This window comes from Bradyrhizobium sp. 1(2017), from assembly GCF_011602485.2.
In the GTDB taxonomy this organism is placed as follows: domain Bacteria; phylum Pseudomonadota; class Alphaproteobacteria; order Rhizobiales; family Xanthobacteraceae; genus Bradyrhizobium.
Window position 1 is genome coordinate 7,255,805 of the sequence record NZ_CP050022.2, and the last position, 24,831, is coordinate 7,280,635.

Here is a 24,831-nt window from a genome sequence, read left to right on the forward strand (position 1 = left end):
TGATCCCCGGGACATTCAGCCCCGGGGATCTCACTCCCGAACATTCTCCACGCCCCTGCTGGAATGCCGATGCGCGACACACTGACAAGCCTGCGTTACCGCTACTGGCCCGATCATCTCCTCGGCGAAATCCTGTCCAAGCGATGGACCGAGACAGCCATTCCGGTCATTCTTCTTTTGATCGTCGGCCTCGCGCTCAGCCGGTCCATCGACAATTTCCTGTCGCCGGCGAGCCTCGCCGACACGGCGCGCCAGGCCGGAGAGATCGGCTTCATCGCGCTCGGACTGGCGCTGGTCGTCATCGTCGGCGGCATCGATCTTTCGGTCGGCTCGATCTTCGCGCTGACCGATTTCTGCGCACTCTATTGCCTCGACGTGCTGGGCTGGCCGGTGCCGGCGGTAGTGGCGGCGACGCTGCTCTGCGGTGCGCTGCTCGGCGCAGTCAACGGCGTGTTGATAGGATATTTGAGGCTGCGCGCCTTCATCACCACGCTGATCACCCTGATCATCTACCGCTCGGCCTATGATCTCCTGATCCAGCGTTACTCAAACGCAATCGCGTCGGCCTTCCCCGACATCCCGTCCTGGGATTTCATCGGCGGTGGCAGCGTGTTCGGCATTCCAACCGTCGCGCTTGTCTACATCGTCATCGCCATCTTCGGCCACATCTTCATGACCCGGCTCCGCCCGGGCTGGCATATCACCGCGATCGGCGGCTCGCGCCGTTCGGCGTACAATTCGGGCATACCGGTCCGCCGTACGATCGCGCTCTGCTACGTCGCCAGCGGCGTGCTAACCAGCATCGGCGCGCTGTTCTTCGCATCCCGGCTCGGCACCGTCGGGGGCGACATCGGCGTCGGTCTCGAGGTGATCGTTCTGACCGCCACCGTGCTCGGCGGCATCACACTCGGCGGCGGCAAGGGCTCGGTCGCCAAATCGGCGGTCGGCGTGCTGATCGTACTGCTGATCACCAACGGGCTGACCACCATGAACGCGCGCGGTGGCGTCAACCGGATGGCGCTCGCCGGCATCCTGCTCGTTGCTGCCATGGTCGATATCCGCTGGCAGAAGAACCGGACACGCATTATCAGCAAGGTCTACGTCGCGCCGACCTACCATTCGTTGCCACCGCCTCCGCCGACCGAGATCGGACAAGGCGGCCCGTTCGAGCAGAACGACAAGCTGCGCAATGTCGAAGCGATCGGCCTTGGCCGCATCGAGGCGCCGGAGGATGTCATCCTCGATCGCCACGACAATCTCTATGCCGGCTCGCGCCATGGCGACATCATGCGCTTCCTGGCGCCCGACTATCAGAAGATGGAGGTCTTCGCCCATATTGGCGGCCAGCCGCTCGGCATGGCCTTCGACCGGCAGGACAATCTCTACGTCTGCATCGGCGGCATGGGACTCTACCGGATCAAGCCCGACGGCATGGTCGAAAAGGCGACCGACGAGACCAATCGCAGCATGCGCTCGGTCAACGACGACAGCCGCCTCCGGCTCGCCGACGACCTCGACATCACCGACGACGGCCTGATCTTCTTTTCCGAAGCCACCGTGCGTTACGAGATGGACGAGTGGCCGATCGACGGCCTCGAGGCGCGCGGCAACGGCCGCATCATCTCCTACGACACCAAGACCGGTGCGACGCGAACCGAGCTGCGCGGCCTCAAATTCCCGAACGGCATCTGCGTCGCCAGCGACGGCCAGTCGATCCTGTTCGCCGAAACCTTCGGCTGCTCGATCAAGCGCTATTACTTCGCGGGACCGAAGAAGGGCAAGGTCGAGATCGTCATGGACAATCTGCCGGGCTACCCCGACAACATCAATCTCGCTTCGGACGGCAATTACTGGCTGGCGCTGGTCGGCATGCGCAGCCCCTCGCTCGACCTTGCCTGGAAGATGCCGGGTTTCCGGCGCCGCATGGGCAAACGCGTGCCCGTGGACGAATGGTTATTCCCCAACATCAACACCGGCTGCGTGGTCAAATTCAACGAGCAGGGCAGGATCCTCGAATCGTTCTGGGACCTGCACGGCGAGAACCATCCGATGATCACCTCGATGCGCGAGCATCGCGGCTATCTCTATCTCGGCGGCATCCTCAACAACCGGATCGGCCGCTACAAGCTCGACAACGCCGATCCGAACTTCGTCCAGTATGACAAGCGGTGGGGGAAGCAGTCGTGATCGCAGCCGTCAGGGAATTCGCCAACCGATTTCTCGGCCGCGGCGACGCGACCATCACCGTGCCGTCCTTCGACGGCGCTTTGAAGCCCAACCAGAAGCTCGAAGCGGCTGACACCTTGCTGACATGCGAGGCTCCCGAAGACCTCGCCACCGATGGCAGCAATCTCTTCATCGCGGACGGACAGCGGTTGATGCGTCTCGACGGCAACACGGCGTCGGAAGTCCGCAGCTTCGCGCAGCCGATCTCGGCGCTGTGTGCCCTCCCCGGCGGCGGCCTTGCCGTGGCGCTCGGAGGACGCGAGGTGCGTCTTTACGCAAACCCGTCTGCCGAACAGTCCAGCGTGACATTCGCGGATGCTGCCTTCAATGCAGTCAACGCACTGGCGCTCGCGAGTGACAACACGCTCATCGCGACGGACGGCTCTGCAACATGCGGCGTCGACGACTGGGCGCGTGACCTGATGGAGCTCAACCGGAGCGGCCGTGTGTTCAGGCTCGATCCCGCCAGCAAGAGTGTGACAGTTCTGGCCCAGGGATTCGGCCATGCCTTCGGTGCCTACGCACATGGCAATGGCGTGCTGGTCAGCGAGAGCTGGCGCCATCGTCTCACGCTGGTGGCGCCGGGCACGTCGCCGCGGACCGTGCTTGCTCACCTGCCGGTCTATCCGTCACGGCTGTCGAAGGCTTCCGGCGGCGGCTACTGGCTCACCGCCTTCACCGCGCGCACCCAGCTGATCGAATTCGTGCTGCGCGAGCCGGCTTACCGCCGCCGCATGATGGCCGAGATCGATCCCGCCTACTGGGTCGCACCGCGCCTGCGGTCGGGCTTCTCGTTCAAGGAACCGATGCAGGGCGCGCACATCAAGACCATGGGCGTGATCAAGCCGTGGGCGCCGCCGCGCTCTTACGGCCTCGTCATTCGCCTGAGCGCCGAAGGCCAGCCGCTGTATTCGCTGCATAGCCGGGTCGACGGCGTCAATCACGGCGTCGTTGCGGCGATTGAGATGGGCCGCGATCTCATTCTGATCGCGAAAGGACCTGGCCGCGTATTGCGACTGCCACTCGATGGCCTTGCCGAGGAGTTTTGCTCATGAGCGACGTCATGCTCTCGCTGCGCAAGGCGACAAAGCTCTACGCCGGTGTGCCCGCCATCGACGGGGTGGACTTCGACCTCCGCCGCGGTGAAATCCACGCGCTGGTCGGCGAGAACGGTGCGGGCAAGTCCACCCTGACCAAGGTGATGGCCGGCGTGGTGACGCTGACCTCGGGTACCATGACGATCGACGGCGCCGCCGTCGCACCAAGAACGCCGCTGGAGGCGCGCAACCTCGGCATCGCCATGGTGTTCCAGGAGAACAGCCTGGTGCCGACCATGACGGTGGCGCAGAATCTGTTTCTCGGGCAGGAAAAGTTCTACAACCGCCTGCGCGGCATCTACATCGCCGCGCAGCAGTTTTTGCAATCGCTCAATTTCGACGTCACGCCGACCGCCACCGTGAGCGGCCTCGGCGCGGCCAAGAAGCAGATGGTCGAGATCGCGCGCGCGGTCCTGCACCGCGCCAAGGTGATCATCTTCGACGAGCCGACCGCATCGCTGACGCCGGAGGAGAAGAAATACTTCTTCGACCTGGTCCGCGATCTCAGGAAGCGCGGCGTCTCGATCGTCTTCATCTCGCACGCCCTGGAAGAGGCCCTGCTGCTGGCCGACCGCATCACGGTGCTGCGCGACGGCAAGCACGTCGTGACGGACGACGCGGCCAAATTCGACCGTGCCGCCATCGTGCAGGCCATGGTCGGGCGCGACCTCTCCAACACGCTCTACGGCGCGCGGAAGAGCACCGTGCGGCCGGCCGGCGCGCGCGTACTCACGGTCCAAAATCTGAAGATGGCACCGATGGTGAAGAACAATTCGCTGTCGGTATTCGCCGGACAGATCACCGGCGTCTTCGGCCTCGTCGGCGCTGGCCGCACCGAGACGTTCAAGATTGTCTCCGGCGTGCTCAAGCGTGACTTCTTCCACGGCGGCGAGATCCTGCTGCACGACAAGCCTGTACGCTACCGGGTGCCGGCGCCGGCGGTGAAGGCCGGCATCGCCTACGTCACCGAGGACCGCAAGGTCGAGGGTTTCTTCGAGACGTCCTCGATCGCGCGCAACATCTATCTCGGCCTGCTGTCGAAGTTTCCGAGGGGACGTATGCTACTGTCGCGCCGGGAGACCGATACGGTGGGAAAGAGCTGGATCGAGAAACTCAGGGTTCGCGCCATCGGCGACCAGGCCAAGGTGGTCGAGCTTTCCGGCGGCAACCAGCAGAAGGTCGTGATCGCAAAGTCGCTGGTGCAAGAGCCGGACCTGATCATCTTCGACGAGCCGACCCGCGGCGTCGACGTCGGTGCCATCGTTGAAATCCACGAGCTGATCAACCAACTCGCCGACGAGGGCAAGGCGGTCGTGGTCATCTCGTCCTACTTGCCGGAGATCATGGCGCTCTCCGACCGCATCCTGGTCTCGCGTCAGGGCAAGGTCGTGGAGGAATTCTCTGCACTCGACGCGACGGAGGAGAGGATCATGTATGCCGCGATTCATTAGCTCGGCGGCGGCCCGCCCTATCAAAAATGGCAAAAACAACCCCATGCACAGTAGAGGCAGTCTCGTAAATCCCTGATCTGCCTACGAAATCCAAAAGTCGCGTCGGGCAACGGCCCGGCCGGAACGATCGCAGGACCATGAGGGACGCGGTCAGGTGAGCTCGCCGCCTTTCGCCAGCATCTCGTTCAGCATCGCCTCGGCCTTGTGCCGGAGCGGCCGGGCGCCGCTCTCGGAGGCGATCGCGATGACGGCACGCAAGGACGCGAATATGGCCGTCTTGCTTACGGCATCGGAGGGCGGTGTCACCACGGCTTCGCCGAACAGGGCCTCGGCCTCGAGGCCCGAAAACCCCTGCTGCCGCGCCGTATTGCGGGCCTCGCGCAGCATGTTCTGCGCGGCCCTGACGTCGCCGAGCCGGTGGGCGGCCAGCGCCAGGTAGATCGCGCTGCGCAACACCGCCGAGGTATAGCCGACCGCCCTGGCCTCCTCGCGCGCTTCCGTCAGCATGCCCCGCGCCCGGTCGAACAGGCCCTGCTCCAGGTAGGCTATGCCGAGATGGCAGGCGAGCACGGGTACGAACAGCCGGATGCCGTGCTTCTGCGCGAGGACGAACCCGTCCTCAAGCATGGAAGCGGCGGCCGCCGCATCGTTCTGCCCCAGCTTCAGCCACCCGCCGCTATAAGCGGCCGCGACGCGATCGTAGGGACGGCCCGTCTCCTCCGCAATCGCAGCGGCCTCGCGCTGGAGCTGCTCGGCGACATCGAGCTCGCCCATGACCGTGTGGGTGAAGCTTTTCATCATGCAGCAGAGCAGAAGCAGATATCTGGGCGTCGTCCCGATCGGAGCGCTGGCTGCCGGACCCGCCAACTGGGCGCGGGCCAGTGCCAGAGTCTGTTCGGCTTCCCGGTAGCGGCCGGCGAGGAAATAGGCCTGTCCGAGACCATATCGGGCGAGATTGAGCCAACCCGGATTGCCCCATTCTTGCGCGAGGCGGACCACCTCTTCCGAGACCGCGACGGCCTCGACCGGTGCTCCGTAGAAGTTCTGTGCACCGGCCCTGACCGTCATCGCGGCGACCTTTCGCCCGATGTCGTTGATCGCCTCCGCCCGCCGCTCGGCATCCTTTCCAAGATCCAGCCAATCGGAGACCTGGCCGGATGCGATGAAGGCCGCGCGTGCTTCCATCCGCAGATCGATGGCGTCGGCCTCCCGCAAAGGCGTCATCGGCGTCTTGTCGAGCGAGCCCATCGCGATCTCGAAATAGCTGGCCGCGTCCGAAAATGCCGACCGGCTCAAGCATTTTCGTCCCGCGCTCTTGCCGTAGCTGAACGCCTTGTACCAATCGCGGGCACGCACCGCGTGATAGCACAGCGTATCGGGCTCATCCGCGCCCACTCCGTCGCGGTCGAGCCGCGCAAGAATGCGCGCGTGAATGTCTTCGCGCACCTTCTCGACCATCGAATCATAGGTCACCTGGCGGACCATCTCGTGCCGAAACTCGAGCGCGTCGTCCAATTCGCTGTCGATCCTCACCAGAAGCTCGGCACGATCGAGCACCGCAAGGCAATCCTGAAGGGCGCTCTCGGGCAGCTCGACGAGATTTCGCAGCATGGCGATGCTCGATCGCGGACCAAGCGCTGCCGCGATCTGCAAGACGGAACGCTCCTGACGCGACACACGATCGAGGCGCGCCGCAATCACACCCTGGATGCTGGAGGGAATGCCAAGCTCGTCGATCGGACGCATCAGCGCCAGATCTCCCCACTGGCCGTGCAGCGTTCCGCTATCCCTCAAGCCCCGGCACACCTCCTCGATGAACAGAGGGACGTTTGCCGTGTGCGAAATGATCCGATTCTTCAGGTCGTCGTTGGCCGCGGAGGGGCCAAGCATGTCGGCCAGCATGGCCAGCCCCGAATCATCGTCGAGCGGCTGCATCGCGACGACCTCGGCGTGGCAGCGCGCAATCCAGACCGGCATGCCGTTGGGCCTGGAAGTGAGGAGGACGAGGAGACCCGGCGCCTGAAGCGAAGCAATCGCAGCCATCACCGCATCGCTCGCCCGGTCGATCCAATGCAGGTCCTCGAGCAGAAGGATGGTTCGTTGACGACGCGCGATGTCCTCGATGACGGCGCTGCTTGCATCGGAGATCGCGCGTCCTCGGGCGTGGGGCTCGAGCTGTGCCCAGTCAGGATTCGATGTCGGCAGATCGAGCACTGCGTCGAGGGCGCATTGCGCAATCTCCCCGAGATCCTTCCGCGGATCCGACGGGCTGTCGGGATCCTTTGCGGCGACCTCCAGGGCCGATAGCAGAACGCGCTTGAGCGTGCTGAACGGGGCCCCCTGGAGGTTCGGGCTGCACTCGGCATCGATCAGGCGCCAACCATGGGATCTGAGCGCCTGGACAAATTCGTGCGCGAGCCGCGATTTGCCGATGCCCGCGTCGCCGAGCAGCAGGACCGTCCGCCGGCTCGTTCTGGCGCTCTCGACGGCACGGGCCAGCAACGCCCGCTCGGTCGTACGATCGACGAATCGCGAGACGCTGCGCGCCCGCCGCACCCGCCAGCTGGACAGGTCGCTCGCCCCCACGATCCGGTAGACCGGCACGGACTGGTTGAAGCCCCGCAACGGCTTGCCGCCGAGATACTCGAATCGGACATGCCCTTCGGCAAGCTCCTGGCAGGCCTTCGAGACGTAGATCTGATTCGCCTCGGCCGCAGATTCCAGGCGGGCGGCCAGATGCTGGGCGGCACCGCCGATCTCGTAGACCTTGGAAAACTCGCTGGAGACCATGTAGGCGACGACATGGCCCGAGTGCAAACCAACCCGGACCTGAAGCCCGGGATCACCCAGGCCGACGACGCGCCGGACCAATTCGATCGCCGCATGACAGGCCAGCGGAGCATGATTGTCGTCCGCAATCGGGGCACCGAACACCGCAGAAAGCCCGTCGCCCAATTCCTTGCTGACGATGCCTCCAAACTGACGCACCGCGCCTCTCATCGCCGCCAATGCCGGCTCCAGGCGCGAGACCGCCTCCTCCGGATCGAGATCGGCGACAAGCCCCGTGGAATCGACGACGTCGGCGCGGAGAATCGTCACGAACCGGCGTTCGCTGTCCGGCTCGGAACGGCGCACGGCCACCCCGCATTTGGAGCACCAGCTATCGCCTGGGTCGATCGCCGACTGACACGCGACACAATGCATTTCCGTGCCTTCAAAAGCTGCAGCGCCGTCTTTTGCCGACCGGCGCTCGCAAGGAGCCTGACGCAAGATTACCCATCGGAAGATTCGTGGCAATCGAACTTGCGCGGCAACATGGCTGCATCACCAACCCGCAGCTCTCTGGACGAAGCACATTTTCGAGTGATAGCAATTGCGCGCGCGAATATGGGGGCCGCGCGTTCTAGGGGGCGCCGAGGCTTTCGTTCTGGCCAACGAGCTTTGCTGGGCTGCACGTCACCCTGATTGATTAGAACATATCGAAGGACAAGGCGATGGGTGGCAAGACATACAATGGCAGGGCGTTCAGGGACTTGATGAATGCCAACTACTATCCCTTGGCGAACATGAAGAGGAGCGTGGCCAAGCTCAAGGCATCGGACGACATCGATCTGCCGACTCTGGAATACGGCCAGTACCATCTGATCCTGACGCCAGCCTCGAAGTGGCCGCAGGGGAGCGCGAAATACTGGCACAAGGAGAAGGGCCGGGCTCGTCTCGACCTCAGCACCCAGCCGAACACGGTCCCCCTCTCCCGGGACGAGCCGGGCGTCATTCCCTTGACCCGGTGCGATCTGCTCGATGCCTGCGTGCGTAAGTGCTTCAATTCCGAGCCGCCGATCCCGATGAAGACCAATATCATCGTCCATGCGCCGAACGACGCCTACGCCCACCGGCACGAGATCCGGCTGGAATGGGAATATAAAAAAGGCTCGGACAAGCCGACGCTGCTCCACCTGACGATGGTCTGTCCGTACAGGGACTGATCCTTCGAGCGCATCTGGCTCGATCGAGGACATCGCGGTCCTCACCTCTCGCGCGCCCACCGGCGCGCGGGAGAGCAATGATCAGCGGATCGCGTCCGCTCGATCGTCTCTGCGATCCTGTCGCGCCATCCTCGGCGGCAACGCGGCTGTCAGCTTCGCGTCAGCCGCGAGCCGTCGCCGCGGCCTGTCCCGCCTGCCGTCATGGGTCTGTCGCACGAAGATGATCCGTTGCTCCACATCGTGTACGCGAGTCGCCTTCCCGGTCAGCGACCGTCGCGTCCGTTGGACAGGAGCGGCCGATGCCCGTTGGACTGCTGGAGGTCGAAGGCACCGCTGACGTCGGCCAGTTCTGGCCGGAGGGACGGTCGGATGCCGACACCACCAAGGTAGTGGTGAATGTCGCGCCGGACGCGATCCGCTTCCGCGAGAACGACTCGGCGCCGTTCCGGCCGACCCACGTCTTCGACGACGCCCAGGTCAAGGGTCGCACCGCGACGGCGCCGATCAAGAACGGCAAGCTCACCGTCCGCCTCCAGGGCATCGACGCGCCCGAGCTGCACTACCAGCCCTCGCCGCTGTCGGCGGCGGAGAAGAAGGGTCTCCCGGATGCCAAGAGGCAGGCCTATCGCGAGGTCACGCATTCCTACCGGCAATTCCTCGGCGCGACCTCCACCAAGGCGCTGCATGATTTCCTCGCTGGCAGCGGCGAAGCGACGATTCCCTGCCGCGTCTTCACCCATGTCGACGCGCCGAACGAGGTGTTCGACACCTATGGACGGCTGGTCGGCGACATCGAGCTGACGGTCGGCGACGAGACCATCGACATCAACAACTGGCTGGTCGAACGGGGCTTTGCCTATCCGACGTTCTACTCGTCGATGAACGAGGACGAGATCAGGACCTTTCTCGCGCTCGCCAAGACGGCGCGCACCAGGAAGTTGCCGGTCTGGAAGCATCTCGCCAAGACGATTCCCGCCTTCGACTTCGGCCTGCGCGAGCCCAAGGCCGGCGAGACCGCCGTGCTCGCGACCGACAAGGGGCCGGTGATCCTGCCAAAGCTCTACCGCCGCTACTCCAACTGGTCGGCGCGCAAGAAGGCCAGGATCACGAGCCAGACGTTCCAGAAATTCTTGGGCGAAGGCTCCGGCGGCAAGCCCGACACCTGCTACGAGATCGACGACTTTCTCGCCAACGGCGTGCACTCGGCGACGCCGCGGAATTTCGCGGATTTCGTGGAAGGCGGGAAGACGATCAGGTTTCAGCCGGAGGGGCTAGTGTTCGGCGAAGCGCCGTCAACGCTGGTTGGGGCGGACGGGAAGGTGATTAAGGAGTTCTGAGAGCTCGCGAGTCGCCAAGCAACAATGGCCCGCGCAAGGCGGGCCATTGCCTCATCGTCGCGCTGAGTTCTGCCCGAGCGGGCCCTCGTCAGCGCAGGCCTCCGGTAACGTGAAGCGTCTCGCCCGTGATGTAGGACGCCTCGTCCGACGCGAAGAAGGCCACCGCGGCAGCGATCTCCTCAACCTTGCCGATCCGGCCAAGCGGGGTCGTGGATTCGATCCAGTTGCGCATGTCGCCCTCGTGCAGGCCGGCGGACACTACCCCTTCGGTGGCGATCATGCCGGGATTGACGGCGTTGACGCGGATCTTGCGCGGCGCCAGCTCCTTCGACAGCACGGCGGAGATCGCATCCACCGATGCTTTCGTCGCAGTGTAGACGGCGGTGTTCGCCGGCGCGATGGTCGATACGCCGGAGCTGATGTTGATGATGCTCCCGCCTTTGGCGTTGAAGTGTCGCACCGCCTCCCCCGAGATCAGGAGAAGGCCGAGCACATTGAGGTCGAAGTGCTTGTGGAAATGCTCAGGCGTGATGGTCTCGAGCGGCGCGAACTCGTAGATGCCCGCGTTGTTGACCAGGATGTCGATCGCACCGAACGCCTTCACGGTCTCCGCGACCACGCCTTTCACGTCCTTGGCATCGGCGAGGTTGCCGCGGACTGCGACGGCCTTGCCACCCTTGGCGATGATGGCGGCAGCCACGCGGTCGGCGGCCTCCTTGCTTGCACTGTAGTTCACGGCGACCGCCGCACCCTCGGCCGCGAGCCGAGCGGAGATTTCGGCACCGATGCCTTTGGATGCGCCGGTCACGAGCGCAACTTTTCCTTCGAGTCTCCTAGTCATCGCCTGTCTCCGTTTTTCCGGCAGGGGCCGATATTCGATAGTTCAATACTAGTGAACTATTGGACGAATTCAAGGGACATGCTACATTTTGGGCATGGCACAGTTCGTTCACCCGGCGCGGGAGGAGATTACGCTGGCTGGGGTGCTCGGCGCCCTCGCGGATCCCATGCGCCTGCGCATCGTCAAGAGTCTGGCAGCGCAGAAGGACTGCATGTCGTGCACCGAGGCGGCGCCTTGCCCTGATATGGCGAAGTCGACCCTGTCGAACCATTTTCGCATTCTGCGGGAGGCCGGCCTGGTCCGGACGTCGAAGCAAGGTGTCCAGCACCGCAATGTCCTGCGCGAGGAGGACATCAATGCGCGATTTCCAAAACTGCTCAAAATGATCCTGAGCTTTCCGGACTGAGGCATTCGCTCACGCCGCGCAGATTTTGCGGGTGACAAGGTCAGGCGGACGCTCCCGCCCCGAGCAGTGTCCCCAAAACAAAAATGGCCCGCATGATGCGGGCCATTTTCGTATCGGATCCGGTCGATCCGAATTTGGTTGCGGGGATGCGCAACAGCCGCCCCCTGAGACCGCCAGCACTTCGATTTGTGGCCTAAGCGTTCCCTTCGATCGAAACCATCACCGTTACCTCGGGCACCAAGTTGACTTCGCGATAGGACTGTCGTTGGGGTACACGAAGTCGGTGAAGATCAGAGTTTTCGGCTTGCCGCGATTGCTCGACCGGTTCAGCGAGAAGTAGATTTGCTTGCCACAATTGCCTTTCGACTTCTCGGCAGCAAAAAACCAGCTCTTTTGATCCGTAAATCTTCCGGACATGTCCTCTGCTACGGCTGATCCGAACTGACGATCGATGGATCGAGCCAAGTCGTCACTATCCAGGTCGATGTCCGGCTGAATGAGGCAGACTGTATATCTGAAGTCGGACGGCTCGGGACGCAAAACCGAAATATACAAGTGAGCTCGCGACCCCCCAGGCAAATTGAAATCCCAAGCAGTGACGAAAGAGTTTTTCACACCGTTTTCATTGTGCATGAAAGGCATCGGAGCGGCTTCCGATCGGACCAGTTTCCAATTTTCCTTGGCCGCATGCCTTTCAGCAGCGGCCACCTTCCCCTCCGAAGAGGACGGGGCAATGCAAACCTCATTGAGCATTGATACGGCTTTCTCGGATAGGGTCTGAGCATTCGCAACCGTGGCCAGTATCTGCGCTGAAATGACGATTGCGGCCTCGATGCGCATATTGAAGCATCCTATCAACGTGAAGGTCAGCGCTCGCCAACGAAGCGTTTTCGACGGCGCGATTGGCGCTTTAGTTTGTTCTTGTAATCTGCGATTGCATCGGTGCGTGCAAGCGCGCGAACAAACTCGCGGAGCGACCGCTGCACGTCAGCCGGCAACTCCGGAAAAGTTCTCTTGAGAGGTATGGTCGAACGCAATCGAGGCAACGGAACGACTTTCGGTGTCGTCCATTCGTCGTCTCTGCTGGTTGCGGGTTCAGTGGTATTAGAATACAAAAAGCCCTTGAAATCAAAATGATTTCAAGGGCTTATTGCATCCTTGGTTGCGGGGATAGGATTTGAACCTATGACCTTCAGGTTATGAGTATGAATTTCACAGTTTTCTGGACTTATCCCAAGACTTCCAGCTTTACCTAAGCCACTCGAAATACTAGTGAACTCCGGTCTCGCAATTTCCCGAGATATCCTGCCATTCCCGTCACGGTGGCGACTCGGTGGCGATTCTGGAGGTCCTGGTGCCGGTACTGAAGCTGACGCGGAGAACGATTGACGCAATAGAACCGGTCGACAAGCCGACCATCTTTTACGACAGCGAACTGACCGGTTTTTGCCTCAAGGTCCTTCCCTCCGGCATCCAGAGATGGTGCGTCGAGTACCGCAGTGGCGCCGGCGGACGGAGCGTCGGCAAGACGCGGATGGTGCTCGGATCCACCACAAGCATGACGCCGGACCAGGCGCGCGCTACGGCGAAATCGACGCTTGCCGCTGTGGCCCTCGGACAGGATCCCGCCCGCAAGCGCTCGACCGAGCGCGCCATGCCAACATTCGCCGACTTCGGTGAACGCTATCTCAGCGAGGAGGCCGAGACAAAGCTCAAGCCGCGCACGGTCATGAACTACCGCATCTATCTCCGTAAGCACGCCGCTCCCCTCCTCGGCACCCGCAAGCTCGATGCGATCGACAGCGCCGACGTTTCGAAGATGCACCGGAAGATCGGCAAGGAGACGCCGATGACTGCGAATCGGGTCGTCGAGTTCGTCGGATCCGTCTTTCGGTACGCTGCCGTCTGCGGCCTCGTCGCCAAGGGGCACAACCCCGCCAGTCACGTCCAAGCCTTCCGCGAGCAGCGCCGCGAACGGTTCCTGAGCTCAGCGGAACTCGGCCGCCTCGGGGACGCCATTCGCGAGGCTGAAACGGTGGGCATTCCGTGGGCTGTGGACAAAGACCAGCCCAACGCGAAGCACATCCCGAAAAACGGTCGCACGAAAATCGGGCCGCATGTCGCCGCCGCCCTGCGGCTTTTGATCCTCACCGGCGCTCGGCTTCGGGAAATTCTTGAACTCAAGTGGGAGTATGTCGACCTCCAGCGCGGACTGCTCCTGTTGCCGGATAGCAAGACGGGGCAGAAGGCGATCATTCTCAACGCTCCGGCCGTCGCTCTTCTTGAAAAGCTTCCGCGGGTTGATGACTACGTGATTGCCAGCGATATTCCCGGCCAACCGCGCCATGATCTCAACAAGCCATGGAAGCTCGTGAGCACGCGATCGGGTTTGGCGGGGGTGAGAATTCATGACCTAAGGCATACGCACGCCAGCTATGGGGCGGGCGCGGGCTTTGGGCTGCCCATTATCGGCAAGTTGCTTGGACATTCTCAGCCCGCTACTACCGCCCGGTATGCGCATCTGGACAATGATCCATTGCGTCGAGCATCCGACCACATCGCAAAAGCACTGGCGGAAGCCATGGGCGATTGATGCCCTATCGGCGTAACCCGAGATAACGAAGCGAGCGAGTTCACTGAGATGGATGAATCCGATTTTCACCTGGTCCAACCCCCTTTCGCCCAATTGGACGAGGCCCTTTGGTGGATTGAATTTAGGCATATGGATGGGTCGAAGAGCGATGGATGGTCATCAACACTAGAAAGCGCGGATCGGCTTGAAGCAGCTCTGCTCGACGGAACACTTCAGGGATATGGCTCTCTGGATGCAGGGCCTGTGCAGCTCATCGAACGTTGGACGTGGACGGAGTTCGAGTTTCTCCCCGCTGATAGCGAGGGCCGGCGCATCGAGAAAAAGGTGGATTACATTCCCGAGTTCATTGTTTGCTCGCTCAACGCCTACCGTGCAGAAATACTTAAAAACCTGAGCCAGCGGGCCTCCAAACTCGTGGCCGGCATGAAGGAAAACGAACTTGGGTTCCACAGGGTGATCGACCAAATCGTCTTTCTTGAAAGTGACCTGCGGCGGGCATTTCCGACAGGGGCAGTCCGAGCGAAGGCAAGTCCACCGTTGGACAAGAAATACCCCAAGTTCCTGAAGGAAATCGAAGGCGGAAAGTATCTCCACAGCCCCGAGCCGCTCGGGTTCGACAAGGTCTTCAACCTTCTGATCGAATATTTGAAGAGGACGCGGCAGCTCAACTCTGCCTACAGTTCGATCCGAAAGGGCCTTCAACGCCATTACAAAGAATTCAACATGCTCGGACAATAAGACAAAGCGAGACATGTCCATCGTTGTCTGAACAGCTCTCAGCTTTCCCCGTGTAGGACTGGCGTGCCGATAATGAATTGGCATCCAAAACGGGGAACCAAATGACTATCAACGCTTCGAACGAACGATCAAATTGGCTGACCAGGAGGGAAGCCGCAGCCTATTTGCGGCTTGGCGAGAGCACACTCGCGAAGCTCTTTGTTTCTGGGGACGGTCCCCCTGCGATTAAGGTGGGCCGTTCAGTTAGGTATGCATCGGCGGATCTCGATGTCTGGATGGGGTCTCGCCGGCGCCGGTCGACATCGGACGCTGGTTTCGGCAAGTGAGACCGATGCCCATGGACGAAAGGGCTTTTAGGCGTAACAAAATGCAGTGGATCAACGCCCTCAGCCATGAGTGCGAGATCAGACCAACAACATTCCGAGTAGCCTATCTCATCGCTGATCACCAAAACCGGACCGTGGGGTTCGCTTGGCCGTCCCTTGCGAGCTTGGCCAATAAGATCTGCATGACCACGAAATCGGTCCATAGGGCGGTTGATCAGCTCGAAGAAACGGGGTGGCTGGAAGTTGAGCGAAAGGCGAATTGTTCGAACCGATATCGCTTGCGCTGGCCGCCGGGACGCAAGCCTGTACCTGCGTTGGCAGGACGAAAGGTAGACAGGAATGTCCCGACTGAGCGACAACCAAGTCCTTCGCGTAGGGACGCCAGTGTCGGCCGAACCTACTTATCTAACCAACCTAAAACCTTCTTAATCGGGCTCGGCGGGGAAGGTCTTGGGGAACGTTTCAAGGATCGCGGCAAATACGAGGCGCAGATTGTTAGCGATTACGGACCTGACATGGTCGGGGTGTTCGAAGAGCTGGACAGGATTGATGCAACCGCCGTCGAACAACTTTGCAGGAAGGCAAAGAGCGGATCCCTGACACCCCTCGACATAAACGCCGCTCGGTTGAGCGTTGCGAAAAATCAGGGGAGCTAGCGAATGACGGAATTCGACGAGATATTGTCGAAAGCGCTTGAAGCGGTCCGTTTCTATCATCCGCGGCTGAATGCTGAAACCTACGCCTTCCCAAAACCGGCAAATAGCAGCGGAACCGGCGGACTAGCCACACCTTCAATTCGCGAGATGTATTGCCGCACTGCGTTACTATGGCTGGACCGATTGTCGAAGAGCGGCAAATTCGACACGGGCGCAATCGCGATTGCTCAGTTGCGCTCTCGGATTTTCTGCGCCGAGCGCATCTTCATTCCACGCGAGATCATTCTTGCGATGGCTGTGTACCGATGCGTTGAGATTTCCGTGGCCGGGGACGACGTCTGGCTCGGAAAACTGTGGGACGGGCCTGTACCAATCTAATTGTTCTGGCTTGCTGCGCGGGGTAAGCGCCTCGCGCAGCCGCACCGTTACCGCACGGCGCGATGCCTTTCCACCCAACAATCCTCACGCCGCATCATGCATCGCATCCTAAATGACCTTTTTGCTTCGGCACCCTCGAAAGCACCGCCTACCACGACGGGTCCCTCTTGGCCCCACCCCCACACGGCTCAAGCGCGCCCCAAGAACTCTCCAGCGGCAAAGTCCCGAAACTGGGTTGACACGGTTGACAAGTTGACAGGTTGGAGACAGCGAACCCTGATTAGTCTCCCGTACCCCTAAGTACGCGGCCATTGCCGAACGCATTTCGCCCGCCACTACCGCGCGGTGGACTCGGGCACGGTGTGATCGAGGGACGTGACCGAAACGATCGCCTTGAACTCTTCGAGTATCTCTGGGTGATTTTGATCAAGGTAGCGCTCGACTTTCCGGTTGGCGATCAATTTCGATATGTAACCCGAGACAATCACCAGATGCAGCACATCCGCGCCATAGGATGCTTCGACAGCCTTGAAGTCCTGCTGAAGCGTACTCATTTCGCGTTCCATGCGTGCCAGTTGCTCAGGCGTCATGCCATCTATCCGTTTTGCCCTCTCGGGCTTCGCCAGATCAGCCTGCTTCGTCGCCGCGAGAAGCGCCCGCGCATAGCCGACGGTGAAGTTTGAGGCCGACAACATTAATTCCGCGACTTCGACCTGGCGCATTGGACCCATCTTTCGCATTACATCGAACGTCACCGTGCTGACCATCTTGTCCTTCAGCATCTCGATGACTTCTGGGCCTATGCCATCCAGCATGGCCCGCCGCCGTTTGATGTGGCCAATGTTGACGTCGAGGGCCTTCGCCAGCTTCTCTTCCGAAACGCCTCGCGCAAGCGCCCGCACGATCATGAAGTATTCCTGGATCGTCGCGAGGTGATTGATGCGCTTGTTATAGGTGAAGGTCTCATCGTCATGCGACAGAATGCAGCGCGCGCTGGTTTCGTCGCGATCCAGCAGTGCTGCGCGGCGCCAGTGACCATCGAGCAGGAGATATTTCCCGTTCTCGTCAGGGTGCTTCGACAGGACCAGCGGCTCGATCAATCCGACTTCGGCAATCGACTGGGCCACGCGCTTGTACCGGACCAGCCTTTTCGTCTCGTCGGATATTTGTTTGAGCGGCAGGATCGAATCAAAGGGAACGACAATGATATTTTGCTCGAAAGCTATCCGGACAGCGGCCGTGTTCATTACTGTCCTCCCGCGCCGTGGAGTCGCTCGGCAATGGGCCTCGGTAGCGTATGCAACTCCTCCGCCTGCAGCAGTTTGACGAACGAGACCTCTGCCATCAGCATCCGCAGGGCGTTAACGGTGAAGAGCAGGCGGCTTTGGGCGAGGCCAGCCTTTTTCACAAGTAGTTTCTGCCGATCAGCCTCTTTCTTGTAGGCGCGCACAAGGGCGCCGGATGTTACGCGCTTTGCCTGTCGCCGCGGCCCTGTCGGCGTCTTTGCCTTGCCCAGCAGATTACGTTGTTCAATAATCTTGCGGATTGCGAGGACCTGATTGCCGGGAATCGCATTGCCTTCATAGGCTTCCGCAAGCGCCTTCTGGACATCACCGTCCTTGGCCTTCGCAATTTCCATGGCAATGCTGTGCGGAATGAGCCCCCTTTCGACCGCGGTCAATAGCCGTTGCTCTCCGTTCTCGAGGAGCGAGCAGATTGCATAGACATACTCGGTGCTGAAGTCGATTTTCGCCGCGATCTGCCCAATCGAATAGCCTCGCTTCTTGAGGCTGCCGATCTCGGCGACCAGTTCCAGGGGAGAGTGATGCCGCCGCGCGAGGTTCTCGACGAGGCTCATCACGAAGCAATCCTCTTCGGAGGCTTCAATAACAATCGCGGGGATCTCCGCCTGACCAAGCGCTATGAAGGCTTCCAGCCGGCCCTGACCACAGACGAGATCAAATCCGTGGCCATTGCGGCGGCTAACCGTAATCGGCTTCTTGAGGCCAAGATGGGCGATGCTTGTTACAAGTTCGTTGAAGATCCGCTTGTTGCGTGACCGGGGGTTGATGACCCTGATGTCCGTTACAGGAACCTTGACAATTTCCGGAGCCGTTTCGTCGTTCATGCGGCAACTCCCAGTCCCTTGCGCGCGCTCAGTCCAAAGAATGCGTCGAGATCGTCGAAGCGATAGGCATCCAGGTAGATGCCATTCTCTTCCGCGAGTCTCAGTAGGTCGGTCGACATGTCGATGCTGGGTAGGAGATAGTAGTCGAGTATCTCCTTGTTCTCTGCAGCCATGCGGATCGCGATCGTGATATCGGGGCGCAGGCCGGTGTCGAGTCTGAGCTTCCAGCGAAGAAAGCCGGCCGGCGTGTGCAGGCAGCGGGCAATGATGATCGAGGCGGTAAACTCGCCGTTGATCCTCAAAATGTCAGTTAGCTTGTCAAACTCGACCGTTCCTCCCGCTTCGCGTATCCCCGCCCTCACTTTATCAAGCAATTCCGGAAACATCGTCCGGAGTGCGCGGTTGGTTTCGATATACTGGTAGTCGCGCCCCGGATCGTATCCGACGAGTTGGTACGCCCGGATAAGGCTGCCAAATCTAGTTCGATATACAGAGCTTGAGGGCATCTCATCCATTTCGTCGATGACCAGCCCGGAAAGGTGTCCCTTCTGCTTCAGAAGGGTTGTTAGCCGCTCAAGCATTTCGGCGTCCGTGAGCCGCTTGCTGCGTTCCTCAATGATGCGCCTGGCGGCAAGGAAGAAGTCGCTGTCGATGACGGCGTTGAACGCGTGATCAGCGCGTATCCACATATCCGGCGGATTGATCACACGCGTCTGCTTCAGTTTGAAGGAAACGCGATTGTAGACGTTGTTGCCGACATACTTTTCGTTGGTGAGGATCTGATGGATTGTCCCGCGGGTCCACGGCCGACCAAATTCGTTCGGAATGCCCTCAAGGTTTAACATGGCGGCAATCTCGGCTTCCGATTTGAGCTGGAGGACGAAGCATCTGTAGATGCGCCGCACCAGCTCGACCTCGTGCGGCGGTCCCGGCTTCAGGATGACCCGGTCGGTTTGCAGGCTCTTGTACTCGCCGCGACCAAGATCGGCCTTCGGCGTCCGATCTTCGTCGATCAGTTGACGCCTGAGACCATATCCGGGCGTGCCGCCCTGCCGGAAGCCGAGAGCGATCAGCCGGCACTGCCCGGCAAAGACCTTTGCGGATAGTTCCCGGCTATACTCGCCGGCCATCGCCCGCTTCATGCTCTTTATAATGGTAGATGACAGGCTGCCGTCGTTTTCGAACTGCTCGGCGCAATATTGGACCCGGATGCCTGCTTCCTTGCAGGTGTATTCGTAGTAGGCACTCTCATCGGCGTCCGGAAACCGGCCCCAGCGGCTCACGTCATAGACCAGCACGACGCTGAAGTCAGTCCGGCGGTTTCGAACGTCGTCGATGAGTTGTTTAAGGGCATCACGGCCCTCCATGCGCAGTCCGCTGCGCCCCTCGTCAGCATAGGTGCGGACAATCGTGAGGTTATGCCGCGCCGCGTAGGCTGCGATCGCATCTTTCTGGTTCTCTGTCGAATATTTCTGGTGGTCAGTGGACATGCGCACATATTGCGCCGCCTGTGCCGCGCCTTTCGCTGGCTCTTCGGCAGTTGCTTGTCTTGCGTGTCGCACGGAAAGCTACTCGGTCATTGATCAACCTGAATTCAGGTCGAGCCTCGCGATAGTTCAGCGTACCCAAGGGAGAGCTGGAATGTCGCTTCCGAAAAAGGACCGAAAGATTCAGTCCATTTCAGGAAACTCTCATCCTGATGGAGCGACAGACCTCGGAAGCGCCGAGTTCGCACGCGAGATTGCAGAGGCTCTCCACAAGGAGTTTGGTGAGACCCACGCTGCCATCAAGACCGTCGTTGCCCTGACAAAAGCCAACGAGCGCGCTGTAAAGAACTGGTTCTCGGCCAAGAATGGACCAACGGGTCGACACCTGGTTGATCTTGTACGCATCTCCGATGAAGTCCTGGAAGCGGTATTGCGCATGTCCGGCAGGAGTGACTTGATTCTCGCGAAAAAGCTCGGTGATTCCAAACAGACGCTGATCAAGATGCTCAACCTTATCGGTGAACTCCAAGGCTAGTTGGTCAAGTCACTCTGTCCCTATTAAGCCAGGAAAGCGATACTGCTACAGAGGATCATGCGATACTGCAGAATATTCCCAAACAGACCGATCTCCACAGCCGACGAAGTTCGCTAGCCGGACTTGGTTCTTCGGGCGTTAAACCTTGAAACTCGTGAATGCGATTACACGAGTTCACGCGCACCGAGGCACTACTTTGGCTGTCTCACTCGGCGGCTTCAGCAGGCGGGCTCTTAAGCTCGGCAAATTTCGCCGCCATCGTCGGATTGCCCCGGGTCAGCTTTTTGATCGTCACGTCCTGCGCCTTGTCATTCGCAAGGCGGAGGTTCCGATCGGCGCCTATCAACGCATCCTTGGTCTTCTGCAGGTGATCGATGGACTTATCGATCTCAGCGATCGCCGTCTGGAAGTGTCTAGAAGCAAGATCGTAGTTCTTCGAGAATGCAGTCTTGAACGTTTCGAGCTGGCTCTCAAACTGCGTGATGTCGATGTTCTGAGTCCTCACGAGCGCGAGCTCGGTCTTGTACTTGAGCGAGTTAATGGCCGCATTCCGCAGAAGCGTAATCATCGGCAGGAAGAACTGCGGCCGGATGACATACATTTTCGGATAACGGTGGAAGACATCGACGATGCCGGTGTTGTAGAGCTCGCTGTCGGGTTCGAGCAGTGAGACCAGGATGGCATATTCGCAACCCTTCTCGGTGCGATCCCGGTCAAGTTCCTTGAGGAAGTCCTCGTTCTTGCTCTTCGTCGCGGTTCTATCGCTCTCGTTCTTCATCTCGAACATGATCGAGACGATCTCGGTGCCAGCCTCGTCCGAGTCCCGGAAGATGTAATCGCCCTTGCTGCCGGTCCGCGCGTCGTTGTCTTTCTCGAAATAGGCCCGCGGAAAGGCCATCGAGCGCACCCGGTTGAATTCGGTCTCACAGTGCTGTTCGAGGGTCTCGCCGACCATCTTGGTCGAGAGGCGTGCCTTCATATCCTTAAGGCGCTCGATCGCGTCATCACGATCCTTGATCTGCGTTTCGTACTTGTCCTTGAGCGACTGCTCGCAGAGCTGCTTTTCAAGCTGGACCTGCTTGATGCCGTTTTTCAGCTCATCGCGCTCTTTCTCAAGCGCGCCCACCGCTTCGGTCACCGCAAGCTTTCTCTCAAGCTCGACACCCTGGAGCTTGCCTTTCAGCTCCTGGATTTCTTCGTCTTTGGCGGCGGAGATTTTATGCAGCTCGCTGGCCAAAAGCGCCTCTGCAAGCTCCGAGGCAGCCTTCTTCTCGCGCTCCGCTTGGGCCAGAGCAGTCGCGAGCGTGTCACGCTCTTTTTCTACTGCACTAAGGGCTTCGGTGACGGCGAGCTTCTGGATAACCTCAGTCGCCTCAAGTTTGGACTTCAACTCCTGGATTTCGGCATCCTTGGCGGCCGCGGTCTTCTGCAGATCGCTGCTGACCTGCGCCTTGGCCAGTTCCACCGCACTTTGCTTGTCGCGCTCGGCCAATTCCAGCCGTTCGTGCAGTTGGTTTGCGAAATCGGCGTCACGGACCTGCTTCAGTATCTCGGCATAGCCGGATTCGTCGACTTTGAAGGCCTTGTCACAGTGGGGACAGATGATCTCGTGCATTTTCCCTGTCCGAGTCGGGGCAGCTGCTGTTGTCATTAAAAAATTGGCTACGGACCGGCGGAATCGGCCTCCGCCCCGTGAGAACAAAATTAGAACGAATCCATTTAGGGGGTCAAGCCAGAAGCAGCGGCTATGCGCATTTTGCGTTGGCAATCCCCGCCTTTTCGAGCCCGAAGCAACGGCTCAAGTCGCTGGGGATCGAAACCGACAAGCGGGCATGGACGTGCACGCGTATGGTGCACTTTGGTGGAGGGAGAGAAACCGGGGTCGAACCTTCTCCACTGCGCCCACGACGCAAGCACTAGAATAGAAACTCGTGCTAGCGGAAGCGGTTAGCTAGCCGCTTAGAGGACCGAGGCGGACATCCAATGCAATGGGCCGGACCCGCTCCTTTGCGCAGGGTCGGGGTGTCAGCAGTGAGCCTGATGGCGGCGCAAAAGCGACTTCACGCAGCCCCAGCTGCAAGTTCCCGTGGCACTCGGAGCCGACATGCAGTGACACCGCACCAACGCAAGCTATGGACGAACTGCGGACATTCGCGAAGCGGGCTCCGTATCAGGTCCTGGGTCCCGGGACGCAGATGGTGGATATGCCGCCTGCGCATCAGATTGCAGTTACTCCTCAGCCCGATGCCAAAATTCTTCCTCGACAACGTGCTCCAGGACAGCCCGAGCGCCGGTGAAGGACACTATCCACCGAGCGAGTGCTCAAGGAAGAAGCGCAGCATTTCTCTCGTCGCATCCGGCCCATGAGGATCGGTGTAGGAGCCGGCGGGACTGCCGCCTGACCACGCATGTCCGCCGCCATCGATGGTCCAGTGTTCGGAGATCACCCGACCTGCCCCGTCGGTAAGGACCGCTCGGGTATAGGCATGGCCGTCGGGTACGCGTCCGCGAAGTACCTTCGTCGTCGGTCTCATTGCCCTGGCGGACTGCTCGATAATCTGATCGCCATTCTTGGGATGCACCGTCGTGTCGCGATTTCCATGGAAAACGATGGTCGGCACCGAATTTTTGCCATTCGGAATTGCCCTGGAGCCCCCACCCTGCCGCATCGCGACGAACGCGGAGGGAAGATCACTCGCGGCTCCGCACGCGAGGCCTGAATGAATACCGACGGCCGCGTAAAGGTCGCCATATGTTGCGCCCATGATGGCGGCGGCGGCCCCACCGGCCGAGAGACCCGCGACGTATACGCGTTTCGGATCGATCGCATGGTCGCGCATGATCTGGCGGGTAATGCCGGCGATCATCGAAGGCTCGCCCCCGCCGCGGCGCTGGTCGCCGGTGCGAAACCAGTTCCAGCACTTCGACTGGTTGGCGCCACTCGGCTGCTCGGGATACACAACGAAGCAATTCTGCTCTTCCGCCAGGAAGTTCATCCGGGTACCGGTCGCGAAATCGTCCGGCGATTGGGTGCAGCCATGAAGCATGACGATCAGCGGCAGCCATCGTCCGTGACAGCGGCTTGGGATGAACAGCTTGTACGTCCGGCTTCCCGCGGCGTTACTGAAGGTACCGGCGATAAACCGTGTGCCCTCGGGCGCGATGTCCGGCGTGGATGGCGGCGTGCGTCCGATCGGACCTCGCAGCCCGAGCCCGGAAAAATCCTGCATGACGTCAAGCGGCGACGAGCGTCTACGTCCTTGAGCAGAGCTCGGCGAGATCTGCGAAGCTTCCGGCTCTTCGACGACGTCCGCCGTGGCCTCAATCGTAAGCGGATCGAGCCGCGGATGTCGAGCTTGAGGGGCGTGGCGAGACTCCGGTGTTGGCGCGCTACCGTCCCGAAGCATGCGCTGCAGGAGCATGGTAGCCTCGGCCAGTCGGCCGGCACGCGTGAGCCGGGTTGCTTCCCGGACTATGTCTTGACTCAGCATCGTTCACCTCATTCGGTCGGCGAGAGCGGCCTTGACCGCGGGTGTTGCGTGAAGCGCCCCCAGTACAGAGACAGACGCGATGGTGGCGCGAGCCAACTCGGGAGTGACGTCCTGGGCGATGGTGGCCAAGCCAAGCACATTGATCTGCACCATCTCGCCGGCGCGCCGCGTTGCTTCGAGATCCTCGCGGGTGTAGTTGCGCAAGCCTAGGTCCAGGCTCTTCCGAGCCGTAGATTGCCTGACGACATCTGCATGGCGTTCGAGCTGGTTCCGGATTGCTGTCCGGATGAAATCGGACCGGTTTGAATAGAACCCTTCCTGCACCATGAGATCGACATGTCCCAGGTCGACATAGCCAAGGTTGATCGTGATCTTCTCGGTATCGGGGACCTTGGGTCGGAACTCGTGCACATTGTCGCCCATAGCTGACACCCATTTATTGCCATCCCACTGGATGGCGGATGGATGTTAGCTAGATCCTCTCGGGTGCGATTTAAGGGGTGCTACACAGATAGTCCCTCGGCAAGACCGCCTGCCAATCGCTGTCAGGCGTCTTAATCAGAGGAACGAAATTACATGTCGCTGTTTAACGTGCTGATCTCCACAGCCTTTGGCGACAGATCTCGGCAGCGCATATCAAGGCGGCACGAATGGCACGCGTAACATCTGTCTCTTGGACAGCTGAAAAACTTGATCGCCTGCAAGAGCTCGTCAGCGGGGATGCTTCCGTCGCACGAGCGGCGGTGGTGATGAAACGATCCATGTTTTCCGTCCGGCAAAAAGCGCGCGAAATTGGCTCGCCGTTTCCCACTAAGAGAACTTTGCGCGAGCGAGCGTTCGCGAAAGGCTCCGGCGGATGACGATCCGCTCCCGACGCGAAGTCATCACTTCAATCATCCGTTCAGAATAAGAGGCATGGACCGACAGTTGCCGGCTGGCGTCTACGAAGTCATCACAGACGAGGAGATGATCGAGAGCCTTTGGTTCGCAGCATTCCGTCGCTTTGCCACCGTTATCAAGGTGCCGGCTAACCGCTCGGGGGCTTGACGGTGCAGGACATCTCGATCAGCCCTGCCGACGTGTCGGACGCGCAGCATACCGACGCAAGCCCATCCAACAGCTGACAGAACCTCTCTCAGCGATCCGAACCAGATC

Annotated in this window: 22 protein-coding genes and 1 pseudogene; 14 read left to right on the forward strand and 9 right to left on the reverse strand. The window is 60.5% G+C overall.

All coding sequences use genetic code 11. The features are described from left to right. Positions 1–63: 63 nt before the first annotated feature. From HAP40_RS34425 to HAP40_RS34435, 3 genes are read left to right on the forward strand one after another with little or no spacing between them, the layout of a single operon-like run. Entirely contained in the window at positions 64–2,187 is a 2,124-nt protein-coding gene (locus HAP40_RS34425) for an ABC transporter permease (RefSeq protein WP_166812906.1), read from the forward strand. Further along, a complete protein-coding gene (locus tag HAP40_RS34430) occupies positions 2,184–3,281 on the forward strand; it encodes a hypothetical protein (protein ID WP_166812904.1) in 1,098 nt (365 codons plus the stop codon). The genes HAP40_RS34425 and HAP40_RS34430 overlap by 4 nt, the downstream gene beginning before the upstream one ends. Continuing rightward, positions 3,278–4,774, forward strand: coding sequence for a sugar ABC transporter ATP-binding protein (locus tag HAP40_RS34435; RefSeq protein WP_166812902.1), 1,497 nt, complete (start codon positions 3,278–3,280; stop codon positions 4,772–4,774). The genes HAP40_RS34430 and HAP40_RS34435 overlap by 4 nt, the downstream gene beginning before the upstream one ends. Positions 4,775–4,924: 150 nt before the next feature. Here HAP40_RS34435 and HAP40_RS34440 read toward each other — a convergent pair whose 3' ends face one another. Beyond that, positions 4,925–7,978 carry an ATP-binding protein gene (locus HAP40_RS34440; protein WP_166812900.1) on the reverse strand — a complete coding sequence of 1,018 codons (3,054 nt, stop codon included), beginning with the start codon at positions 7,976–7,978 and terminating at the stop codon, positions 4,925–4,927. Between the two features lie 290 nt (positions 7,979–8,268). Here HAP40_RS34440 and HAP40_RS34445 point away from each other — a divergent pair, with 290 nt between their 5' ends. After that, entirely contained in the window at positions 8,269–8,760 is a 492-nt protein-coding gene (locus tag HAP40_RS34445; protein ID WP_166812898.1) for a hypothetical protein, read from the forward strand. Positions 8,761–9,059: 299 nt separating this feature from the next. After that, on the forward strand, positions 9,060–10,097 hold the full coding sequence (locus tag HAP40_RS34450; protein WP_166812896.1) for a thermonuclease family protein: 1,038 nt from the start codon (positions 9,060–9,062) through the stop codon (positions 10,095–10,097). An 88-nt stretch (positions 10,098–10,185) separates the two neighbouring features. On the opposite strand, the gene HAP40_RS34455 is transcribed toward HAP40_RS34450, so the two are convergent. Then, on the reverse strand, positions 10,186–10,938 hold the full coding sequence (locus HAP40_RS34455) for an SDR family NAD(P)-dependent oxidoreductase (RefSeq protein WP_166812894.1): 753 nt from the start codon (positions 10,936–10,938) through the stop codon (positions 10,186–10,188). Positions 10,939–11,032: 94 nt separating this feature from the next. On the opposite strand from HAP40_RS34455, the gene HAP40_RS34460 reads away from it, so the two are divergent. After that, the gene (locus tag HAP40_RS34460; RefSeq protein WP_057746303.1) at positions 11,033–11,344 is read left to right on the forward strand and encodes an ArsR/SmtB family transcription factor; all 312 of its coding nucleotides are present in this window, start codon (positions 11,033–11,035) and stop codon (positions 11,342–11,344) included. A gap of 225 nt (positions 11,345–11,569) precedes the next feature. Here HAP40_RS34460 and HAP40_RS34465 read toward each other — a convergent pair whose 3' ends face one another. Then, complete coding sequence (locus HAP40_RS34465) at positions 11,570–12,184, reverse strand: hypothetical protein (RefSeq protein WP_166812892.1); 615 nt, start codon at positions 12,182–12,184, stop codon at positions 11,570–11,572. 514 nt (positions 12,185–12,698) lie between these two features. On the opposite strand from HAP40_RS34465, the gene HAP40_RS34470 reads away from it, so the two are divergent. The 6 genes and pseudogenes from HAP40_RS34470 to HAP40_RS34490 all read left to right on the forward strand — a co-directional run bounded on the left by HAP40_RS34470 (position 12,699) and on the right by HAP40_RS34490 (position 16,035). Then, the gene (locus tag HAP40_RS34470; RefSeq protein WP_166812890.1) at positions 12,699–13,937 is read left to right on the forward strand and encodes a tyrosine-type recombinase/integrase; all 1,239 of its coding nucleotides are present in this window, start codon (positions 12,699–12,701) and stop codon (positions 13,935–13,937) included. 48 nt (positions 13,938–13,985) lie between these two features. Next, entirely contained in the window at positions 13,986–14,675 is a 690-nt protein-coding gene (locus HAP40_RS34475) for a hypothetical protein (RefSeq protein WP_166812888.1), read from the forward strand. A 101-nt stretch (positions 14,676–14,776) separates the two neighbouring features. Then, on the forward strand, positions 14,777–15,001 hold the full coding sequence (locus HAP40_RS34480; RefSeq protein WP_166812886.1) for a helix-turn-helix transcriptional regulator: 225 nt from the start codon (positions 14,777–14,779) through the stop codon (positions 14,999–15,001). Between the two features lie 41 nt (positions 15,002–15,042). Beyond that, positions 15,043–15,180, forward strand: a pseudogene (locus HAP40_RS37430) (hypothetical protein); the annotation flags it as partial. A 3-nt stretch (positions 15,181–15,183) separates the two neighbouring features. After that, positions 15,184–15,657 carry a hypothetical protein gene (locus tag HAP40_RS34485; protein WP_246741223.1) on the forward strand — a complete coding sequence of 158 codons (474 nt, stop codon included), beginning with the start codon at positions 15,184–15,186 and terminating at the stop codon, positions 15,655–15,657. Between the two features lie 3 nt (positions 15,658–15,660). Next, positions 15,661–16,035, forward strand: a complete 375-nt coding sequence (locus HAP40_RS34490; RefSeq protein WP_166812882.1) for a hypothetical protein — start codon at positions 15,661–15,663, stop codon at positions 16,033–16,035. A 335-nt stretch (positions 16,036–16,370) separates the two neighbouring features. Here HAP40_RS34490 and HAP40_RS34495 read toward each other — a convergent pair whose 3' ends face one another. Genes HAP40_RS34495 through HAP40_RS34505 form a run of 3 tightly spaced genes read right to left on the reverse strand, consistent with a single transcriptional unit; the run spans position 16,371 to position 19,653 of the window. Further along, complete coding sequence (locus HAP40_RS34495; protein ID WP_166812880.1) at positions 16,371–17,282, reverse strand: plasmid partitioning protein RepB C-terminal domain-containing protein; 912 nt, start codon at positions 17,280–17,282, stop codon at positions 16,371–16,373. Further along, entirely contained in the window at positions 17,282–18,163 is an 882-nt protein-coding gene (locus HAP40_RS34500; protein WP_166812878.1) for a plasmid partitioning protein RepB C-terminal domain-containing protein, read from the reverse strand. Before HAP40_RS34500 ends, HAP40_RS34495 begins: the two co-directional genes overlap by 1 nt. Beyond that, entirely contained in the window at positions 18,160–19,653 is a 1,494-nt protein-coding gene (locus HAP40_RS34505) for a recombinase family protein (RefSeq protein ID WP_166812876.1), read from the reverse strand. Before HAP40_RS34505 ends, HAP40_RS34500 begins: the two co-directional genes overlap by 4 nt. Before the next feature lie 151 nt (positions 19,654–19,804). Between HAP40_RS34505 and HAP40_RS34510 the strand changes: the two genes are divergently transcribed. Then, entirely contained in the window at positions 19,805–20,185 is a 381-nt protein-coding gene (locus tag HAP40_RS34510; RefSeq protein WP_036044824.1) for a hypothetical protein, read from the forward strand. 205 nt (positions 20,186–20,390) lie between these two features. Here HAP40_RS34510 and HAP40_RS34515 read toward each other — a convergent pair whose 3' ends face one another. The 3 genes from HAP40_RS34515 to HAP40_RS34525 all read right to left on the reverse strand — a co-directional run bounded on the left by HAP40_RS34515 (position 20,391) and on the right by HAP40_RS34525 (position 24,099). Next, complete coding sequence (locus HAP40_RS34515) at positions 20,391–21,800, reverse strand: DUF2130 domain-containing protein (protein WP_166812874.1); 1,410 nt, start codon at positions 21,798–21,800, stop codon at positions 20,391–20,393. Positions 21,801–22,488: 688 nt separating this feature from the next. Then, on the reverse strand, positions 22,489–23,676 hold the full coding sequence (locus tag HAP40_RS34520) for an alpha/beta hydrolase family esterase (protein WP_166812872.1): 1,188 nt from the start codon (positions 23,674–23,676) through the stop codon (positions 22,489–22,491). A gap of 3 nt (positions 23,677–23,679) precedes the next feature. Then, the gene (locus tag HAP40_RS34525) at positions 23,680–24,099 is read right to left on the reverse strand and encodes a CopG family transcriptional regulator (protein ID WP_166812870.1); all 420 of its coding nucleotides are present in this window, start codon (positions 24,097–24,099) and stop codon (positions 23,680–23,682) included. Between the two features lie 492 nt (positions 24,100–24,591). Between HAP40_RS34525 and HAP40_RS37435 the strand changes: the two genes are divergently transcribed. Continuing rightward, positions 24,592–24,723: a hypothetical protein gene (locus HAP40_RS37435; protein ID WP_370129168.1), complete on the forward strand. Its 132-nt coding sequence runs from the start codon at positions 24,592–24,594 to the stop codon at positions 24,721–24,723. Positions 24,724–24,831: the final 108 nt, after the last annotated feature.

Excerpts from the sequence above, each read along its gene's own strand:
- HAP40_RS34425 (WP_166812906.1), top strand. The coding sequence starts at position 64 with ATGCCGATGCGCGACACACTGACAAGCCTGCGTTACCGCTACTGGCCC.
- HAP40_RS34435 (WP_166812902.1), top strand. The coding sequence starts at position 3,278 with ATGAGCGACGTCATGCTCTCGCTGCGCAAGGCGACAAAGCTCTACGCC.
- HAP40_RS34440 (WP_166812900.1), bottom strand. The coding sequence starts at position 7,978 with ATGCATTGTGTCGCGTGTCAGTCGGCGATCGACCCAGGCGATAGCTGG.
- HAP40_RS34445 (WP_166812898.1), top strand. The coding sequence starts at position 8,269 with ATGGGTGGCAAGACATACAATGGCAGGGCGTTCAGGGACTTGATGAAT.
- HAP40_RS34450 (WP_166812896.1), top strand. The coding sequence starts at position 9,060 with ATGCCCGTTGGACTGCTGGAGGTCGAAGGCACCGCTGACGTCGGCCAG.
- HAP40_RS34455 (WP_166812894.1), bottom strand. The coding sequence starts at position 10,938 with ATGACTAGGAGACTCGAAGGAAAAGTTGCGCTCGTGACCGGCGCATCC.
- HAP40_RS34460 (WP_057746303.1), top strand. The coding sequence starts at position 11,033 with ATGGCACAGTTCGTTCACCCGGCGCGGGAGGAGATTACGCTGGCTGGG.
- HAP40_RS34465 (WP_166812892.1), bottom strand. The coding sequence starts at position 12,184 with ATGCGCATCGAGGCCGCAATCGTCATTTCAGCGCAGATACTGGCCACG.
- HAP40_RS34475 (WP_166812888.1), top strand. The coding sequence starts at position 13,986 with ATGGATGAATCCGATTTTCACCTGGTCCAACCCCCTTTCGCCCAATTG.
- HAP40_RS34480 (WP_166812886.1), top strand. The coding sequence starts at position 14,777 with ATGACTATCAACGCTTCGAACGAACGATCAAATTGGCTGACCAGGAGG.
- HAP40_RS34485 (WP_246741223.1), top strand. The coding sequence starts at position 15,184 with ATGACCACGAAATCGGTCCATAGGGCGGTTGATCAGCTCGAAGAAACG.
- HAP40_RS34490 (WP_166812882.1), top strand. The coding sequence starts at position 15,661 with ATGACGGAATTCGACGAGATATTGTCGAAAGCGCTTGAAGCGGTCCGT.
- HAP40_RS34495 (WP_166812880.1), bottom strand. The coding sequence starts at position 17,282 with ATGAACACGGCCGCTGTCCGGATAGCTTTCGAGCAAAATATCATTGTC.
- HAP40_RS34500 (WP_166812878.1), bottom strand. The coding sequence starts at position 18,163 with ATGAACGACGAAACGGCTCCGGAAATTGTCAAGGTTCCTGTAACGGAC.
- HAP40_RS34505 (WP_166812876.1), bottom strand. The coding sequence starts at position 19,653 with ATGTCCACTGACCACCAGAAATATTCGACAGAGAACCAGAAAGATGCG.
- HAP40_RS34510 (WP_036044824.1), top strand. The coding sequence starts at position 19,805 with ATGTCGCTTCCGAAAAAGGACCGAAAGATTCAGTCCATTTCAGGAAAC.
- HAP40_RS34515 (WP_166812874.1), bottom strand. The coding sequence starts at position 21,800 with ATGCACGAGATCATCTGTCCCCACTGTGACAAGGCCTTCAAAGTCGAC.
- HAP40_RS34520 (WP_166812872.1), bottom strand. The coding sequence starts at position 23,676 with ATGCTGAGTCAAGACATAGTCCGGGAAGCAACCCGGCTCACGCGTGCC.
- HAP40_RS34525 (WP_166812870.1), bottom strand. The coding sequence starts at position 24,099 with ATGGGCGACAATGTGCACGAGTTCCGACCCAAGGTCCCCGATACCGAG.
- HAP40_RS37435 (WP_370129168.1), top strand. The coding sequence starts at position 24,592 with ATGGACCGACAGTTGCCGGCTGGCGTCTACGAAGTCATCACAGACGAG.